The following is a 17,090-nucleotide window of genomic DNA, read 5'->3' on the forward strand; positions in this document are numbered from 1 at the left end:
CCCGCGGACCGCGAGGACCAGCCCACGCCATGCCCACCCGCATCACAACCCCCCGCGTCGGCGCCCGTGTCCTGCTCTTGGACCCCACCGATCGCGTCCTGCTCATCCATGCCCTCGACCCCACCGACCCCACCCACCACTGGTGGGAACTCCCCGGTGGCGGTCTCGACCCCGATGAAGACCTCCACACCGCCGCACGCCGAGAAGTAGCCGAGGAAACTGGCATAGTCCTGACAGACCTCGGCCGCAGACTCTGGATCCGCGAAAGCCGCTTCAACTACAAAGGCCGCGCCCACCACCGCATCGACCACGTCTTCCTTGCCCGAACCGCCACCACAACACCCCAGACTTCGCTCAAACCCACAGCCAATGAAAGAGCTGGGCTCATCGAACGCCGCTGGTGGAAGCCGCAGGATCTTCACCTCTGCCAGGACAAACTCCTGCCCCCGACCCTCCCGGTACTCCTGCAGGACCTCCTCAACAACCAGTTCAGCCCAGAACCCCTCACCCTCACCGACTGACCGTGCGGCCAGGAGTTCACTCGGCCGGCACGTCTCCCGTTCGGACATGCGGCATCCGTGCAGCCAACGCGGGTATCGCGGCGATCTTGTCCACGTCTAGGCGATCCCACAGGATCCCTGGCGGACGCCGAGGTGGGCTACAGGCGATGGTCTCGTCGGCCGTGACGATCACGTCCATGCTGAAGTCGTGCGGACCTTCGGGGAGGCTGCCGTCAACAACCTGCAGTGGGTGCACGGTCGAAGTGATCAAGGTGTCCGCGCGGACCAGACCAGCCTCTTGGAGAAGCGCGAGTTCGATGTCGGCGTAGCCCGCCCCCTTGCCCAAACGCACACCCGCGCGGTTCACCACCACGCTCCCGCACACGACCAGATCGACCTCGTTGAGCTGATCAACGTCGACCGTTGGAGCGACCTCAGCGGCGACCTCCGGGTCGACAGCCTCCTCGGCCGACACGGATAGCACTGCTGGATCCAGCACGTAGAACGGCCGACGAGACGCCAACTTGGGAACCGCCATGTAGACGGTCTTCCCCTCCCGCAGCGCCCGAATCCGGACAGGTCGCTGTGCCTTGTCCGGTACGACCTTCACCACCCGGGCAGCCTTCCACGCAGGCATATCGGCAAGCCGCTGAGCCGCGCTGTCGGCGCCGATGAAATCGGGTATCCGTCCGAACACATCCTCGTCACGCACAGCTCCCGCCGCCGTCAACGCGGCCCACACCTCGCGGCGGGCAACGCCCTTGAGATCAACGGCGGAGCGACTCGACACTTGACCCCTCATCCTGAGAACAACGACAGCAACCGGTCCTGCACCTCGTGCACCCGCGTGCTCGCCCGCCACGGTCGCAGCTCGCGACCGGCGCGAAACGCGATGGTCATCGCCCCACCACCTCTAGTCGTCTCGATGATGTCGATCGCCTCGTGCAGCGCCGCGACGGAGGCGTCGACATCACCTCCACGCAGGTGCGTTAGAGCCAGGTTACCCAGGACGATCGCGCGCGACTTGCTGGAACGTCCGCTCACGCGAGCTGCGTCCTGGAGGCGGCGGCGGGCTTGAAGCCCATCCCCAAGTTCGAGGTAGCAAGACCCTGCCACTCGGTTGAACTGGCCCTCGGAGAGGAGGTTCGCTCGTGAATCATCCCCAGTTGCCCCCGCCAGCAGCGTCTCCGCTCGTCCCAGTGCCTTCTCACACTCGGAAGCATCTCCCAGCATGGCGTGTGCCTCGGCATTGTGGAGATGTGCCAGACCAGCGACAGTGCGACTAGCGCCCACAGCGACGTCCGCGACATGCGCGGTGAGATCACGACCAGATCGTGGGTCTCGCTGGCCATACAAGAACAGGTAGCTCATGCGCAACCGGGCCGCACCAGCTGCGGCGGCGTCGCCGATCTCTTCGGCCGCATCAACAGCCTGCTGGAAGTACGCGTGGGCGCTGTGGTGATCGCGACGCTGCGATGCATCCCAGATCAGCTGACCCGCGAGGGTCGCCGCTTCGGCCTCGACAGCGCAGAGCTCATATCGAGCGCGGCCACGGGCGCCGCCGCGCACAGATTCTGTTACCTGCGCCAGCGCCTTGCCAGCGATGACCAGCAACGACGCGGCTGGTGTCTGGTCGTACCGGTGGCCGACTCCTTCTACCACCTGCCGAAGATCGGCCACCGATGGCTGGTCCGGCGTTCCGTGCTGCACCCTGTCGTCGACCGACGAGGTAGCGAACAATGTGTCCAATTCCGCTGGTGAGACGCTCAACAGTTCGGCGAGGTCCGGCAACATGCCAGCCTGCGGCACTGTCAGACCTGCCTCCCAGCGATACACCGTGATCCGCGCGACGAGCAATGCGGCGGCAAGACTCTCCTGTGTGTGACCAGCTGCTCGTCGCAGCTTGGTCAAGCGGCGGCGTGGTGATGCCATGGTCTGAGTGTCGCACAGTGACTATTGCTGCCGTTCGTGAAAGTTGACGCGAACAAACGCGAACGGGTGACTGGGCTATTGACATGTCCGAACGGTTGGTCACCGTCGTGGGGGCGAGGGCGACTAGGGTTGGCAGGTAATGACCACCATCCTCTCGAGGAGTCGACCGGTGCCTTCGACCAGCGAGAACGTCAAGGTTCGCACTCTCGACGGCCTCACCCTCGCCGGGACACTGGTCCTGCCAGCGACCCAGCAACAGCGAAGCCTGGTGATGGTGCATGGCGGAGGCGTGACGCGTGAAGAGGGCGGGTTCTTCACGCGCCTTGCCGAGGGGGTGGCCGAGTCTGGTGTCGCGTCGTTGCGGTTCGACCTGCGTGGACATGGCGAGAGCGGGGGACGCCAGCAGGACTTGACACTGTCCATGGTGCTCAACGACATCCGTGTGGTCGCTGACTACCTGCGCCAGCGCACAGGGCATGAACGCGTGTGCCTGCTGGGCACGAGCTTCGGCGGCGGCATCACCGGTTACTACGCCGGGATGAGGCCGAGCGAGGTCCAACGGCTCGTGCTGCTCAACCCGCAGTTCGACTACAAGAAGCGCACGATCGACAGCCGCGCTTACTGGACCAACGACCAACTCGACGCTGCCGTCGCACACGAGTTGGCCGAGCGCGGGTACATCGACTTCACGCCGACCTTCAAGCACGGCAGCGCCATCTTCAACGAGGTGTTCTGGCTCAAGCCGCACGAGAACATCCACAAGATCCAGGCTCCGACGCTCGTCGTCCACGGAACCCACGACACCTTCGTGGACATCGAAAACTCCCGCGCCGCCATCAACCACCTGACCGCCGAGCACCGACTGCTGGAGATCGACGGAGCACAACACGGTTTCGCCGTCCACGACGATCCTCACTACCTCCACCCCCAGAGCCAAGTCTGGCAGGCTGAAGTCATCAAGGCCGTCAAGGATTGGCTCATCGCCTAGGGCGCGGTCACCTGGTGAACTGCGTCCCGAAGATCGCGGACCAGAGGGCGGCCACGCCATGGGGTGAGGCTGACCTGCAGATCGCGCAGGACGTTGACCGTTCGTTGGGATCTCGTGGTCCGCGCCTCCGAAGCCGAGTGCATGCCCACCGCCGCGGCTTCGTCCGGCTCCCCGCTCAATGCCAGAGCCGCAGCACGGCGTGCGAAGAAGTACGCGGCATCGCGCCTCGACAAAGTCCCAGTGGCGAGGATGTCGCCGAACAGCGTCGCCGCCTCGCCGGGGCGCCCCGCCTCGGTGAGGGTGCTGGCGTTGCGGAGTTGCAAGGTACTGTCGTTGAAGTACGCGTTGGGCACATCGGTGTCATCACCAGAGTCGCTGGCCAGCACCGCACCGGCTTCATCAAGTTTGCGGTGCACCAGGTCGAGTGGCTCCCCGATCATGGCCAAGCCCAGAGCCTCCTGTTGAGTCACCTCCGCGCGGACCTTGGCCGGAACCGGCCACGGCAGGTGCTGGGCGGCCTGGGCCAACGACGCTACCTTCGCGGCGTTTCTGGCGTCGTAGGCCATCTGTGACTTCTTCAAAAGCATGTAGCCCTGCATCCCGAAGTCGCCAGCCTCCTGCGACCACTCCATCGCCCGGTCGTACCAATACGTAGCCCGCTCCAGGTCGTCGCTGTCGCGGAACAACCAACCAGCGAACTCCGCCCCCTGTGCACCAAAGGCGAGCAGGTCTTTGCGCACGGGGATCGTGACTTCCCCCGCGTGCTCCTCGACCGATCGCATCAGCGCGAGAACGCCAGGGAGTGCCGCTCGCGGCCCGTCGGTCCCGTCATGGGCCATGGAGGCGGCGAGCTGACGCCGGAAGTAGTCCACCACCGCGCCGTCGAAGTATCGGGCGCCCGCGGTCAGCGCCTTGACCACATGATCGACGTCTTCGTCCGGTGCCTGCCCGACGTAGGCACCCGCTGTTACCCGGTCGGCGGAGAGAGCGGCGTCCAGCTCGATCGGCGAAACCCCGAGGACTCCAGCCAGATCAGGCAGCAACGTGGCTTGCGGGACTGTCAAGCCCGCTTCCCAGCGGTACACCGTGATCCGAGCGACCAGCAGCTCGGCGGCAAGACTCTCTTGCGTGTGGCCAGCTGCCCTTCGCAGCTTGGTCAAACGGCGGCGCGATGGTGCCATGGCTTCAGTGTCGCACAGTGATTGTTGCCGCCGTTCGCGAAAATTGACGCGAATGAGCGCAAATGGGTGACTGGGCTGTAGATGTCGCCGTGTAGCAGGACTGCTACATCGGTGTTCTGTTCCGGTGGACGGGATGCCGGTCCAATTCTTGTCGAATGCCCGATGCGGGACTGGCACCCGTCTTCCCGCGAGCACAGTGAGGCTCCACATGATCCAGAACCCGACCGTCGACGTCTACACCACGATCACCTCGGGGTGCGCCGTCGACTACGAGATCAACAACGACGGCGGTGTCGACTTCACCTTCGGTGGTCGCCTGGGCGGCGGGCAGGTGATGACCTTCAGCCGCGACTCGCTCAGCACCTTCGCCGACCTGGCGAGGACCGTCCTGCTGGAGCTCTCGGAATCCAGCCCACTGCGTGCCGCGCCCCTGGTAACCAACGGCATGTCCGCTCGGTAGTCATGGTGATCCACCACGGAGCCGACAAGACGAGTCGGCTCCGTGGCAGGGCCGAGGACACATGAGTTCATCTCTCGACTGGCCCGTCATCGCCCGCTGCATCGCCGAACGCGTGGCGGAGCTGAACATGAGCCAACACGAACTCGCTGAACGCTCACACGTCTCGCAAGCCATCATCCGCGAACTGCAGTACAACACCGTTCAACGCAACCGCAGCGCCCGGACCCTGGAAGCCCTCTCCGTCGCCCTCCAACTCCACCCCGACCACCTGTCTCTGCTCCTGATGGGCCGCACCCCACCACTTCCCGACGACAGCCCGGAGGAAGACCCCGTGACAGCACGACTCGCAGCCGTGGAACGGCGCCTGACCGAGATCGCGGACGCGCTCCAAGAGTTCCGAATCGACCTAGCGATAATCCTGCACAACACCCGCCGCGATTGACCTGACCACACGTCCACACTGGGACACCATGACACTCCACCAACCTCACAGGTTCGCCGACAACTGGACCGCCGTCGCGATCACCATGAAACAACGCATGCTCCACTTGGACATCGACATCCAACAACTCGCCGCGCGATCCCGAGTCTCACCCACCACCATCAACGAACTCGTCCGCAACACGACCCAACGCGATCGCCACTCGCTCACCCTCGCCCGACTGTCCCGCGCCCTCCAACTCGATCCCGACCACCTTCGCCATATCGCGAGCACACCCACTGAACCTACGGTCACCATCGTCCGTCGGACGTCACCCCGACGGAGGCAATAGGGCCGACGCGACCAGTCCGCCCATTGCGATCACGGCGAGCACCACCATCGCAACCAGGAACCCGTGCCCCGCGGGGTTCGCGAGCAGGATGGTTCCCGCGATCGCTGTCCCCAGTGCCGATCCCAGGTTCGAGACGCTGCGCGATACGCCGGATATGCTGCCCTGCAATGGTTCTGGGAAGCTCGACTGCACGATGTTCACCGACGGCGTCAGCATCACGCCCAGTCCGAGTCCGATCAGCAGCAGCCCGGGGATGCTCGCCCAAGGCGTCGGGAACGCGCCGACCAGCACGAGCAGTGTCACGATTCCCGCCACAGTCAGGACAAACCCCGCCATTACGAGAGTCCGTTGTGGTCGCCTGCGGGCGAGGCGTTCGGCTGAGAGGGAGGACGCCAGCAAGCCGACGGTGGCGGAGGTGAAGATCACTCCGGTCTGGATGGCGTCGTAGCCGCGGACGACCTGGAGGTATACCGAGGTCACGAAGGAGATGCCCATGAGGACCAGCCATTGGGCGTTCTGGGTGATGAGGCCTAGGTTGGATGTCCGGTTGCGGAAGATGGTGGTGGGGACCAAGGGTTCTCGGCCGATGATTTCCTTGTCGCGGACGGAGCGGAAGAACCAGAGGAGGGTGAGGGCTCCCGCGAGCAACAGGCCCAGCATCACCCACACGTTGTGGGAGGCGAACTGGATCCCGCCGACGAGCAGGACCAGGCCGACGGCGGACAGGATGGTGCCGGTGACGTCCAGGGTGCGGGTGGGGTCGGCGGGGAGGGGGTCGGTGATTGACCGGCTCAATAGGACGATCGCCAGGATGACGAGGGCCTGGAAGGCGAAGGCGGCGCGCCAGCTCAGGGCGGAGGTGATCAGGCCGCCGATGAGGGGGCCTGCGGCGGCGCCGATGCCGCCCATCGCCATGATGGCGCCGAACGCTCTGGCTCGGGTGGTCAGGTCGGGGTAGAGGACCGTGGCCAGGATGTACACGGGTGGGATGAGCAGTGCGGTGCCGACGCCCTCCAGGATCGAGTTGCCCAGGATGAGCACGCCGAGGTTCGGTGCGAGCGCGCTGATGACGGCGCCCACCCCGTAGATCGACAGGCCCGCGATGAAGCACCGCTTGCGGCCGTACCGGTCGGTCAGCTTGCCGCCCGGCAGCATCAGCGCCGCCATCACCAGCAGGAAGATCGTGATCGTCACCTGCACGCCGTGCACGGTGGTGCCGAGGTCGGTGCTGATGTCGTGGATCATCACGTTCATGTTCGAGCCCGCGAAGCTGCAGATGAACTGCGCGAGCGCCAACGGGATCAGCACCGCCCTCAGGCGTTTGCTCGTCTCGGTCATCGGCGGAGTACCTCCAAGCGGGCAAAGGGGAACCGCGCTGCCCACGACCGGCTGTCGTGGGCAGCGCGGTGATTCACGCGGTGTCGAACAGCTTTGCGTACCGCCGGAGGAAGACCGCTTCGGTGCGGGCCATCGCGGCGATCTCGGCGGGTGACACGCTTTCGTTGGGCGCGTGGATGAGCGACCGGGGCTCCTCGACTCCTATTAGGACGATCTCCGCGTCCGGATAGGTGTCCGCGAGCGTGGCGCAGAGCGGGATCGACCCGCCCTGGCCGAGGGTGGTTATCGGCGTGCCGTATGCCTCGGCCATCGCGGCGGCGAGCGCCTGGTAGGCCGGACCAGCTTGGCTCGCGCTGAACGGCGGCCCTTTCGCCTCCGGCTCAACGGAAACCCGGACGCCCCAGGGCGCGGCGGCGTGCAGGTGCGCGACGAGCGCGGCCTCGGCTTCGTCCGGGTCGGTCCCCGGCGGGATCCGCAGGTTGAGTCGGGCAGCGGCTCTTGGGGTGATCGCCGCCGTCGAGCCCACCACCGGTGGGCAGTCGATCCCGAGGATGGTCAGCGCGGGCCGCGCCCACAGCATGTCCGAAACAGCACCGCTGCCGAGCACCGCGATCCCGTCGGGAACGCCCGCGTCGAACCGGAACTGGTCGGTCGGGTACTGCTCCCCGGACCAGGTCTGTCCACCTGGCACACCGGTCACCGTGGTGTTGCCTTCCCGGTCGCGCAATGTCGCCAGGATGTGCACGAGCGCGGCGAGGGCATCTGGCGCCGCCCCGCCGAACATGCCGGAGTGCAGCTCTGACGACAACGCCTCCACGGTGACCACGACATTGACCATGCCGCGGAGGCTGACCGTCGCCGCGGGTCGACCGACGGCCGCGTTCCCCGTGTCGCACACCAGGATCGCGTCCGCCCGCAGCACACCGGGACTGGCGACCACCAGGTCCTCGAGCCCGCCGGTGCCCTGTTCCTCCGAACCCTCCACGACCAGTTTGAGGTTGACCGGGATGTCGTCGTCGAGGGCGCGCAACGCTGTGAGGTGCATGATGATGTTCCCCTTGCAATCCGCACTGCCCCTTCCATACCAACGACTTCCGGAATCGGTGAGCTGGAAGGGCGGAGTGCGCCACGCGGCCTCGTCGAGTGGTGGCTGAACGTCGTAGTGCGCGTACAGCAACACCGTGGGTGCGCCGGGATTGGCGCAGGGCCGCGATCCGATGACCGCGGAACTGCCGTCCGAGGTCTTGACCAAGCGCGCGTCGGCGAACCCAAGTTCGGCGAAGTGGCTCCGAACCCACTCGGCCGCTCGATCGCATTCCTCGCGCGGGAACAGCCGCGGGTCGGCCACTGACCGGAATGCGACGAGTTCCGCGAGCTCCGCACGTGCCCGCGGCATCAGCCCCGCGACGCGCGCCTCCAGGTCCACGTACTCCATGTGCGGTTGGGCCATCAGGTCGCCACCTCCATCTTCCACGACGGTTTGCGGAGCCGGTAGAACAGCAGTGGCACCACGATGCCGAGCCCGATGGCACCGCCGCCGACGACCAGCAGGTACAGCCCGGTGTTGCCCGAGCTGAACTGCGACGGCGGGATGAACCCGACCAGCAGCGCGGCCAGCGACGCGGTGAACCCGACCCCGCACAGGCCCACCAGCATCGGCGCCCGGAACCCCCTGGGGTGCTCGGGTTCCTTGCGCCGCAACCGGACAGCGGCGACGAACAGCAGCAGGTACATGATCAGGTAGACCTGCGTGGTGATCACCGAGAAGATCCAGTACGCGCTGGAGACGTCCGGGATGAACGCGTACAGCAACGCGATCCCCGTGGTGATCAACCCCTGCGCCACCAAGATGTTCTGCTGGACGCCGTTCTTGTTGAGCCGCTGCAGCACCGGCGGTAGGTAGCCCTCCTGGCGGGAGATCAGCAGCAGGCCCTTCGACGGACCGGCCAACCAGGTCAGCATGCCGCCGAGCGAGGCGATGACCAGCATGATTCCGATGACCGGCGTCAGGAACTGCCACCCGAAGTGCGCGAACACCGCGTCGAAGGCCTGCATCACCCCGGCGGTGAGCGAGAGCTGGTCGGCCGGGATCACCCAGCTGATGGCCAGCGCGGGCAGGATGAAGATCAGCAGCACCAAGCCCATCGCCAGGAACATGGCGCGCGGGAACCCCTTCGCCGGGTCGCGCAGCGAGGACACGTGCACCGCGTTCATCTCCATGCCCGAGTAGGACAGGAAGTTGTTGACGATCAGCACAAGGCTAGCCAAACCTGTCCACGCGGGCAGCAGGTGGTCTGCGGTCATCGGCGCGGCGGACGCGTTGCCCTGCCCCAGGAATACGAACCCGAGCAGGACCAGCAGTGCGCCCGGTACGAGCGTGCCGATGATCAGGCCGCCGCTGGCCAGACCGGCCACGCCCTTGGTGCCCCGTGAGGAGATCCAGACACCTGCCCAGTAGGTGATGACGATGACCGACGCCGTCCACAGGCCGTTGCCCGCCAGCGAGGGGGTGAACACGTAGGCGAGCGTGCTGGCGACGTACCCGAGCAGGCTGGGGTAGTAGAAGATCGTCATCGCGAACTGGCACCAGACAGCGAGGAAGCCCATCGGCTTCGAGATCCCGCGCGCCACCCAGTTGTAGACGCCGCCCTTCCAGCCAGAGGCGAGCTCGGCGGACACCAGCGAGGTCGGTAACAGGAACACGAGCGCCGGAACCAAGTAGAGGAACACGCACGCGAGCCCGTAGATGGCCATCGTGGGCGCCGGTCGCAGGCTGGCGACCGAGCTGGTGGTCATCAACGCCAGCGCGACCCAGGAGATCCAGCTCGGCCGCGCGGGTGATCGATCGGTGGGCAGGCTGCTCATCCCGACCTCCTGCGCGCTGGTCCAGCGGCGGGCGTCACGCGGTCGGCTCCTCGGCGAACACGTCGCGCAGCTTGTCCTCCTGGTCGGCACCGAGGTTGGTGAAGATCAGCTTGGGCTTCTCCTGGCCCGCGAACTCGGCCTGCACCTTGTCGAGCACCGCGTCCTCGCTGAGCACGAACAGCGCGGAGGTGCCTGGTGTGACCTCATCGCGGATCTGCTTGATCAGGTCGTCGTCGATCCCGACATCGGCCAGTGACCCGCCGATCGCGCCGAACGCGGCACCGACCGCCGCACCGAACAGCGGGATCAGGAAGATCAGGCCGAACAACATCCCCCAGAACGCCCCGGACAGCGCGCCTCGGCCCGCGAGGTTGCGCAACTGGCGCAGCTTGGGCTTCTTGGCCCCCTCCGGCCAGGACACCGTCGCCGCGTCGTGCACGGTGATGAGGTCGCGCTTGCTCAGCGACTCCAACGACCGCACCGCCTCCTGGGCCCCGCCCGCGGTTTCGTAGCGCCAGATCGTCAAGGTGGCCATATCGGTACTCTCCCTGTGGTTGTTCGGTGTTCCGGTGCAAGCGGACCGCACGCCGGGTGCGTTGCGCCTCATCCGGACGGGGTGGTTGATTGATCTTCATCGGCCGCGGCCCGCCGACCCTTGCGTGTGGACGGTTCGCGTTCCGGCGCGCCGAGCAGCGCGGCGGCCCAGTCGGCTCGCGGATCGGTGTCGACGAGCAGCGCCATCGCCAGCAGGGTGGCCGGGATGGCCAGCAGCAGGCCGAGCACACCGAGGACCCAGGACCAGAACACCAGCGACACGAATGTGAGCACAGTGGACAGTCCGACCGCGTCGCCGACGAACCGCGGCTGGATCAGGGACTGGACCACGAAGTTGATGACCACGTAGATGCTGATCACCAGCAGCATGCCCTTCGGTCCCTCGGTGAGCAGACCGAGCAGCGCGGGCGGCGCGACACCGAGGATGAACCCGATGTTGGGGATGTAGTTGGTGACGAACGACAACAGGCCCCACAGCACCGCGAGCGGGATACCGGTCCAGGCCAGCGCGACGGTGTCGAGCACCGCGATGATCAGCCCGAAGATGGTGGTGACCACGAAGTAGCGGCGCGTCTTGCTCGCGAAGTCCGCCAGGGCCAGTTGGATGTGCGGTCTGGTCCTGGCGATCGTGCGCATCCGGCCCTCGACCACGGAGGTCTCCGTGCTGAAGAACATCAGCAGCGCCAACAGGAACACGACACTGGTGGCCAACCCGGTGAGGTCACCGAGCAATGCCCCGGCCGCTGAGACGAACCGGCCGAGATCGGCGTGTTGGGCGGACTCCCGCAGCCCGCCAGGAGCGATACCCAAGCGCCCCGCCAGGTCCGCGGCTCCGGACAACAGCTCTCGGGTTTGATCGGTGTAGCGGGGGAGTTCTGTCGCGAGGCGGGCGAGCGAGCCGATCACCACCAGCGCGAACGAGACCAGAACCCCGTACACCACGACGACGAGGACAGCCGTCGCGGCCCACGGTGGCAAACCGCGGCGGCGCAACCAGCTGTGCACCGGGCTGACCACGATCACGATCACCATCGCCAGGAACACCGGCGCGAGCAGCCACGCCGCCACCCGCATCCCACCCACCACCACGACCGCGGCCGCGCCGCCGAGCAGGAGCACCAAACCCCGAGGCATCTGCGCATCCATCACGGCGGCCACCGTGGCACGCGCGGATCACCGGCCCCATCCCCCGGCGCGGGCGGTACCCGGGAGGTCATCACCGCCGGATGACGACCGGCCCGGCGGGCCGTGGACATGGTGGCGGCACACCGGACGAAGCGAGGAGCCCATCGTGGACAACTACCCCTTGATCGCCGACCACGGACTGATCGGTGATCTCCAGACCGCCGCGCTCGTGAGCACCGACGGCACCATCGACTGGTTCTGCTGCCCCAGGTTCGACTCGCCGACGGTGTTCGGATCCCTGCTCGACTCCGGTCGCGGCGGCCACTGCCGGATCCGGCCAACTCACGGCCCTTACACCTCGCGGCAGCTCTACTTCCCGGACACGGCCATCCTGATCACCAGGTTCCTGTCCCCGTCGGGCACCGGGGAGGTGGTGGACTTCATGGTCCCGGTGCGGGGGCGCGCGGCCACGGACACGCACCGGCTGGTCCGGATGGTGCGGTGCGTGCGCGGTGAGGTCGAGTTCGAGTTGGACGTGTCACCGAAGTTCGACTACGGGCGCGAGGCGCACACCACGCACCTCACCGAGCACGGCGCGATCTTCGCCGCCGACGACCTCGCGCTGACCCTGCACGCCGTTCGGGAGCCTGACGACGAGCGGCTCGCGGCGCTGGCGGTCACGGGGGAGGGCGCGGTGCGCGGCACGGTGACGCTGCGCGCGGGGCAGGTTCGCGGGTTCGTGCTGGAGTCCGCCGCTGATGGACCGCCCCGGGCGATCCGCGCGGCCGAGATCGAGCGTGACTTCGTTGCCACGGTGCGGTTCTGGCGCACGTGGCTGGACACCTCGACCTACCGGGGGCGCTGGCGGGAGGTCGTCAACCGGTCCGCGATGACGCTCAAGCTGATGACCTACGCCCCGACCGGAGCGGTCATCGCGGCCCCCACGGCCGGGCTTCCCGAGCAGGTCGGCGGCGAACGCAACTGGGACTACCGGTACACGTGGATCAGGGACGCCTCGTTCGCGGTGTCGGCACTGCTGGGCCTCGGGTTCACCGACGAGGCCACCGACTTCTCCCGCTGGCTGCGCGACCGCTACGAGGAGGGCCCACTCAAGATCATGTACCGGGTCGACGGCTCGGCCGACCTGGTCGAGGAGCCCCTGGACTGGGACGGCTACCGCGGCTCGCGGCCGGTCAGGATCGGCAACGACGCGGCCGACCAGCTGCAGCTCGACATCTACGGCGAACTGCTCGACAGCGTCTACCAAGCTCATCGCAGCGGGCTCGGCCTGGGGCAGCGGGGCTGGCAGGGGCTGGTCGGGATGCTGGACTGGCTCGGGGCGAACTGGGACCAGCCGGAGGAGGGGATCTGGGAGACCCGGGGCGGCCGCGAGGACTTCACCTACGGCAGGTTGATGAGCTGGGTGGCGTTCGACCGGGGCATCCGCCTGTCGTCGGAACTGGGCAGGCCCGCGCCGCTGGAGCAGTGGCGTGCGCACCGGGACCGCATCTACGCCCAGGTCTGGGACCGGGGCTGGCACCCCGGTCAGCGCTCCTTCGTCCAGCGCTACGGGTCGGACGTGTTGGATTCGTCGCTGCTGCGCATGACCACCGTCGGCTTCGTCGCGCCCCGGGACCCGAAGTGGTTGCACACGTTGGCCGCGATGGAGCGGGACCTGGTGTCCGACAGCCTGGTCTACCGCTACGACCCGGGTGCCGCACCGGATGGTCTCGCTGGTGATGAGGGCACGTTCTCGTTGTGCAGCTTCAACTACGTGACCGCGCTGGCGGTGTCCGGGCAGCTCGAGAAGGCGCGGCTGGTGTTCGAGAAGATGCTCACCTACGGCAACCACCTCGGCCTCTACGCCGAGGAGATCGGCCCGACCGGGGAGCAACTCGGCAACTTCCCGCAGGCGTTCACCCACCTGGCCTTGATCGACGCCGCGCTCGCACTCGACAAGGCGCTCGACGGCTGAACCGCGCCACTCAGGCCTTCGACCACGCTTCCTTTATGGACTCAGTGTTCGTGCGGAGGAAGTCGTCGAAGGTCCTGGGGGAGTGGGAGGTCAGAGTGGCGACATCGGAGGTGGTAGGGGCGAGTTTGCCGGTGGCGACCTCAGCGAACAGGGCTGCTACATCGGCGGCGAACGGGGCTGGGAGACCTGCGGCGGTGAGGCGGTTGGCGAACTCCGTCGGGGGTAGGTCGATGTAGCGGATCTCGCGGCCGACCACTGTGGACAATTTGTCGGCGATCTCGCTGTGGGTGAGGGCTTCCGGGCCGGTGAGGACGAAGGTCCTGTCGGGTTGGGGGTTGGCCAGAACGGCGGCGGCGGACGCGGCGATGTCTTCGCAGTCGACATAGGACACCCGGGAATCGCCGTACGAGCCGATCAAGTGGCCGCCTTCGGTGGCGACCGCGGTGCCGGTGCTGTAGTTCTGCATGAAGCCGTTGGGCTGCAGGATGGTCCAGGGGAGTCCGGAGGCCTTGAGGTACTCCTCGATCACCCCGTGCGCGCCCTCGGCGAGCTTCCCGCCGATCCGCGCGTGCCAGACCGAGAGCTTCACCACGTGCTCCACCCCGGCCTCGGCCGCCGCGTCGATCACCGCCCGTTGGTGGGGGATCATCGGCTGCTCGCCGGGGACCGCGCCCGCCCCGTTGAGGAACACCCGGTCGACGCCGCGCATCGCCCGGGCCAGGCTGTCGTGGTCGGTGAAGGCGCCGACCACGTACCGGCACCCGAGCGCGTGGCCCTTGGCCTTGTCGCGCACGAACGCGATCACGTCATCGCCGACCCGCCGCACGAGGTGGCGTCCGATCGTGCCTGTCGCGCCGGTCACCAGGATCGCCATGGTTCTCCGTTAACCTGAGGGGGCCTCGAACTGTTAAGTCGAGGCTACCTCGAATTGACTCGGAGGCGCCAGTGCCCGGACGACCACGCGCGGACGCCCGCGCCAACCGCGCACGCCTGCTCACCGAGGCCGACGTCGTGTTCCGCGCACAGGGCACCGGCGCGTCCCTGGAGGCGATCGCCAAACGCGCAGGCCTGGCCATCGGCACCCTCTACGGCCACTTCCCGACCCGCCGAGCCCTCCTCGGCGCCCTCATGGCCGACCGCAACGAAGCCCTGTTCGCCGCCGCCGAAGCCCTGTCCGACCAACCCCCCGCCGAAGCCCTCCGCACCTGGCTCACCCTGACCGTCGCCCACGCCGCCACCTACAGCGGCCTCGCTACCCACCTGGCCCAAGGCACCGACGACGTCACCTCCGAACTCCACGCCTCCTGCGTGCAGATGGACACCCTCAGCGACACCCTCCTCCACCGAGCCGTCGAAGCGGGCGCCATCCACCCCACCACCAGCGCCGACCTCAACACCCTCACCACGGCGTGCGCGTGGGCCCGCGAACACACCTCCCCGGAACAGGCGGACCGGCTACTCGACCTGGCCTTCCGCGGGATGCTGGTCTAGCTCGCGAACTTCGTGGAGGTGGGCGCTGGTCGCCTTGCCCAGGTAAGGCGCTGGTCTTTCACGCGCGGGCGCGCACCAGGCCGATCACACCGTCGAGGATCAGGAACGCGAGCAGGCTCACGCCCAGTAATGGGATCGCCCAGCCGACCGCGATCAGTACGAGTGGGGCGGGTACGAGGAACCACAGCGGCAGCTCTCGCCACGCTCCGCGCCGAGGCGCGGCCCCCATCGGGCGTTGCCGGTCCGCGCGGGTGGGGCGGCGTTGCCACCACATGCGGTAGCCCAGCACGATCAGTGTGAGGATGGCCGCGGCCAGCAGGAACAGCGCGATCTGGTTGACGATGCCGAACAGGCGACCCATGTGGGCCTGGATGCCCAGTGACGACAGCTTGGCCAGCAGCGGGCGGTCGGCGAAGTTCGCGCGGGCGGTCACCGACGCCGTCGCCGGGTCGATGGCGACCTTGTCCAGGCGGACCGGCCATGTGTTGTCGACCTGGGCCGTCGTCCACGCGCTGCCCGGTTCACCGACGCTGATCTCGACCGGCCCGGCCAGCCCGGCCGAGCGGGCCGTGGCGAGCACCCGGTCGAACGTTGCGACATCCACCTGACCTTGGCCGGTGCCGCCTCCGTGCTCCCCGTGACCCGAACCGGACAGCGCCGTGTCCAGCGCAGGAGCTTTCGCGTTGAGCGCCACCAGGGCGGCCGCGAAGTTCTCCCCGGCATAGGTGGACCAGGTCAATCCGGTCGCCGACAGGAACAACGCGCCGACCAGGGTCCAGATCCCCAGGCTCCCGTGCCACGACCGGGTGCGCCGCACGCCCCGAGCGCCCTTCTCCGGCCGCACGGCCGCCCGCAGGCGCTTCTGCCTGACCAGCCACAGGACCACTCCGGCCAGCGAGATCACCCACAGCCAACTCGCCGCCAACTCCGAGTACAGCCGACCCGTCTCGCCCAGGTTCAGGTTGCGGTGCAGACCGTCCAACCACGTGGTGACCGGAGTGGACCCGAACCAGGTCGTCAACTGCCCCTGCACCCGCGCCGCGTACGGGTCCACGTACACCGTCTGGGAGTACTCCTCCGCCAGCCCCGGCGCCGCGAACACCACCCGCGTCGTCTGCTCCGGATCGTCGAACACCTGCACGCTCGTGACCGATCCACCCGGAACCACCGCTTGCGCCACCGCGACCTGCTCGGCCAGCGACCGCGGCGCACCTGCGGTCGACGACACCTCCAGCACGTCCCCGTACAGCACGTCGTCGATCTGCGGCGCCAGCGAGTACAACAGCCCCGACACCGCGGCGACCACGAGGAAGGGCGCCACGAGCACACCGGCGTAGAAGTGCAGTCGCTTCAGCAGCGGCACCACCGACCACCGGCTGCTGACCTCTTCGGCACGCGCTCTGTCGACTGGGGGAGCGGACATCGAACACCTCTTGCGGGGACGTGGGGACACTGCCGCAGTGGTCGTGCGTCAGTGCCATCCGGTTCCCGAGATGTCGAAAGTGGTCAGTGCTGTTCGACGGTCAAGATTCGTTGCGGTCGTCCCTTGTGGTCAGCGAGCGGAACAGGTCGTACACCACGGCCGCGGACACCGGGAGGATCTTGCACCGCACCTCGACCTTCTGGGAGTCGTCCTCCGATCGGCACGTTCCCACGCCCACCAACGACAACTCGGCCAACTGGGGCGTCAGCGCGCACCGCAGGACCCACTGGTGCCCGTCGAGCCGCAGTTCCAGTTCGATCGGCTTGAGCCCGGGGACCGGCCGCAGTTTGTACTCCCCGCGCACCGGGTGATCGGGACCGTCCACGCTCGTCCTGGTGCCCTCGACCTGGCCGAGGGGCGGGCCCGTGGTGCGCAGCCGCAGGGCCCACCGCTCGCCGTCGGCGGATTCGACCTCGAAGTCCAA

Annotated in this window: 18 protein-coding genes; 7 read left to right on the top strand and 11 right to left on the bottom strand. The window is 67.5% G+C overall.

Annotated elements, in window-relative coordinates:
* The first annotated feature begins 29 nt into the window (after positions 1-29).
* On the top strand, positions 30-521 hold the full coding sequence (locus JOD54_RS22640) for an NUDIX hydrolase (protein WP_204452889.1): 492 nt from the start codon (positions 30-32) through the stop codon (positions 519-521).
* 16 nt (positions 522-537) lie between these two features.
* Here JOD54_RS22640 and JOD54_RS22645 read toward each other — a convergent pair whose 3' ends face one another.
* Together JOD54_RS22645 and JOD54_RS22650 are read right to left on the bottom strand one after the other, a co-directional pair.
* Positions 538-1,290, bottom strand: a complete 753-nt coding sequence (locus JOD54_RS22645) for a 5-formyltetrahydrofolate cyclo-ligase (protein WP_307860214.1) — start codon at positions 1,288-1,290, stop codon at positions 538-540.
* An 8-nt stretch (positions 1,291-1,298) separates the two neighbouring features.
* Positions 1,299-2,411 carry a helix-turn-helix domain-containing protein gene (locus JOD54_RS22650; protein WP_239573473.1) on the bottom strand — a complete coding sequence of 371 codons (1,113 nt, stop codon included), beginning with the start codon at positions 2,409-2,411 and terminating at the stop codon, positions 1,299-1,301.
* Positions 2,412-2,601: 190 nt separating this feature from the next.
* Here JOD54_RS22650 and JOD54_RS22655 point away from each other — a divergent pair, with 190 nt between their 5' ends.
* Positions 2,602-3,420, top strand: a complete 819-nt coding sequence (locus JOD54_RS22655) for an alpha/beta hydrolase (protein WP_307860215.1) — start codon at positions 2,602-2,604, stop codon at positions 3,418-3,420.
* On the opposite strand, the gene JOD54_RS22660 is transcribed toward JOD54_RS22655, so the two are convergent.
* Complete coding sequence (locus tag JOD54_RS22660; protein ID WP_204452898.1) at positions 3,417-4,601, bottom strand: helix-turn-helix domain-containing protein; 1,185 nt, start codon at positions 4,599-4,601, stop codon at positions 3,417-3,419. The genes JOD54_RS22655 and JOD54_RS22660 overlap by 4 nt on opposite strands.
* A 208-nt stretch (positions 4,602-4,809) precedes the next feature.
* Between JOD54_RS22660 and JOD54_RS22665 the strand changes: the two genes are divergently transcribed.
* The 3 genes from JOD54_RS22665 (at position 4,810) to JOD54_RS36065 (ending at position 5,834) form a co-directional block, all read left to right on the top strand.
* Positions 4,810-5,061, top strand: a complete 252-nt coding sequence (locus JOD54_RS22665) for a hypothetical protein (RefSeq protein WP_204452900.1) — start codon at positions 4,810-4,812, stop codon at positions 5,059-5,061.
* 61 nt (positions 5,062-5,122) lie between these two features.
* Positions 5,123-5,503: a helix-turn-helix domain-containing protein gene (locus JOD54_RS22670; RefSeq protein ID WP_204452902.1), complete on the top strand. Its 381-nt coding sequence runs from the start codon at positions 5,123-5,125 to the stop codon at positions 5,501-5,503.
* Between the two features lie 97 nt (positions 5,504-5,600).
* Positions 5,601-5,834, top strand: coding sequence for a helix-turn-helix domain-containing protein (locus tag JOD54_RS36065; RefSeq protein WP_372440414.1), 234 nt, complete (start codon positions 5,601-5,603; stop codon positions 5,832-5,834).
* Here the strand turns inward: JOD54_RS36065 and JOD54_RS22680 are convergent.
* The 5 genes from JOD54_RS22680 to JOD54_RS22700 form a co-directional block, all read right to left on the bottom strand.
* Positions 5,814-7,172, bottom strand: coding sequence for an MFS transporter (locus tag JOD54_RS22680; RefSeq protein ID WP_204452907.1), 1,359 nt, complete (start codon positions 7,170-7,172; stop codon positions 5,814-5,816). The two genes, JOD54_RS36065 and JOD54_RS22680, sit on opposite strands and share 21 nt — an antisense overlap.
* Positions 7,173-7,245: 73 nt before the next feature.
* A complete protein-coding gene (locus tag JOD54_RS22685; RefSeq protein WP_239573474.1) occupies positions 7,246-8,622 on the bottom strand; it encodes a dipeptidase in 1,377 nt (458 codons plus the stop codon).
* Positions 8,622-10,037: a glutamate/gamma-aminobutyrate antiporter GadC gene (gene gadC, locus JOD54_RS22690; protein WP_204452909.1), complete on the bottom strand. Its 1,416-nt coding sequence runs from the start codon at positions 10,035-10,037 to the stop codon at positions 8,622-8,624. Before gadC ends, JOD54_RS22685 begins: the two co-directional genes overlap by 1 nt.
* Before the next feature lie 34 nt (positions 10,038-10,071).
* On the bottom strand, positions 10,072-10,572 hold the full coding sequence (locus JOD54_RS22695) for a DUF1269 domain-containing protein (protein ID WP_204452912.1): 501 nt from the start codon (positions 10,570-10,572) through the stop codon (positions 10,072-10,074).
* A gap of 68 nt (positions 10,573-10,640) precedes the next feature.
* Positions 10,641-11,726, bottom strand: coding sequence for an AI-2E family transporter (locus JOD54_RS22700; RefSeq protein ID WP_204452914.1), 1,086 nt, complete (start codon positions 11,724-11,726; stop codon positions 10,641-10,643).
* Positions 11,727-11,883: 157 nt separating this feature from the next.
* Here JOD54_RS22700 and JOD54_RS22705 point away from each other — a divergent pair, with 157 nt between their 5' ends.
* Positions 11,884-13,692 (top strand): glycoside hydrolase family 15 protein, encoded by a 1,809-nt coding sequence (locus JOD54_RS22705; RefSeq protein WP_204452916.1) that lies wholly within the window; start codon positions 11,884-11,886, stop codon positions 13,690-13,692.
* Positions 13,693-13,702: 10 nt separating this feature from the next.
* Here JOD54_RS22705 and JOD54_RS22710 read toward each other — a convergent pair whose 3' ends face one another.
* Positions 13,703-14,566 (bottom strand): SDR family oxidoreductase, encoded by an 864-nt coding sequence (locus tag JOD54_RS22710; RefSeq protein WP_204452918.1) that lies wholly within the window; start codon positions 14,564-14,566, stop codon positions 13,703-13,705.
* A gap of 71 nt (positions 14,567-14,637) precedes the next feature.
* Here JOD54_RS22710 and JOD54_RS35215 point away from each other — a divergent pair, with 71 nt between their 5' ends.
* Entirely contained in the window at positions 14,638-15,183 is a 546-nt protein-coding gene (locus JOD54_RS35215) for a TetR/AcrR family transcriptional regulator (RefSeq protein ID WP_307860216.1), read from the top strand.
* Positions 15,184-15,241: 58 nt separating this feature from the next.
* Here the strand turns inward: JOD54_RS35215 and JOD54_RS22720 are convergent, their stop codons facing one another.
* Together JOD54_RS22720 and JOD54_RS22725 are read right to left on the bottom strand one after the other, a co-directional pair.
* Positions 15,242-16,606, bottom strand: coding sequence for a PepSY-associated TM helix domain-containing protein (locus JOD54_RS22720; RefSeq protein WP_204452920.1), 1,365 nt, complete (start codon positions 16,604-16,606; stop codon positions 15,242-15,244).
* Positions 16,607-16,706: 100 nt separating this feature from the next.
* Positions 16,707-17,090, bottom strand: coding sequence for a hypothetical protein (locus tag JOD54_RS22725; protein ID WP_204452922.1), 384 nt, complete (start codon positions 17,088-17,090; stop codon positions 16,707-16,709).

It is taken from the genome of Actinokineospora baliensis (assembly GCF_016907695.1).
GTDB lineage: Bacteria > Actinomycetota > Actinomycetes > Mycobacteriales > Pseudonocardiaceae > Actinokineospora > Actinokineospora baliensis.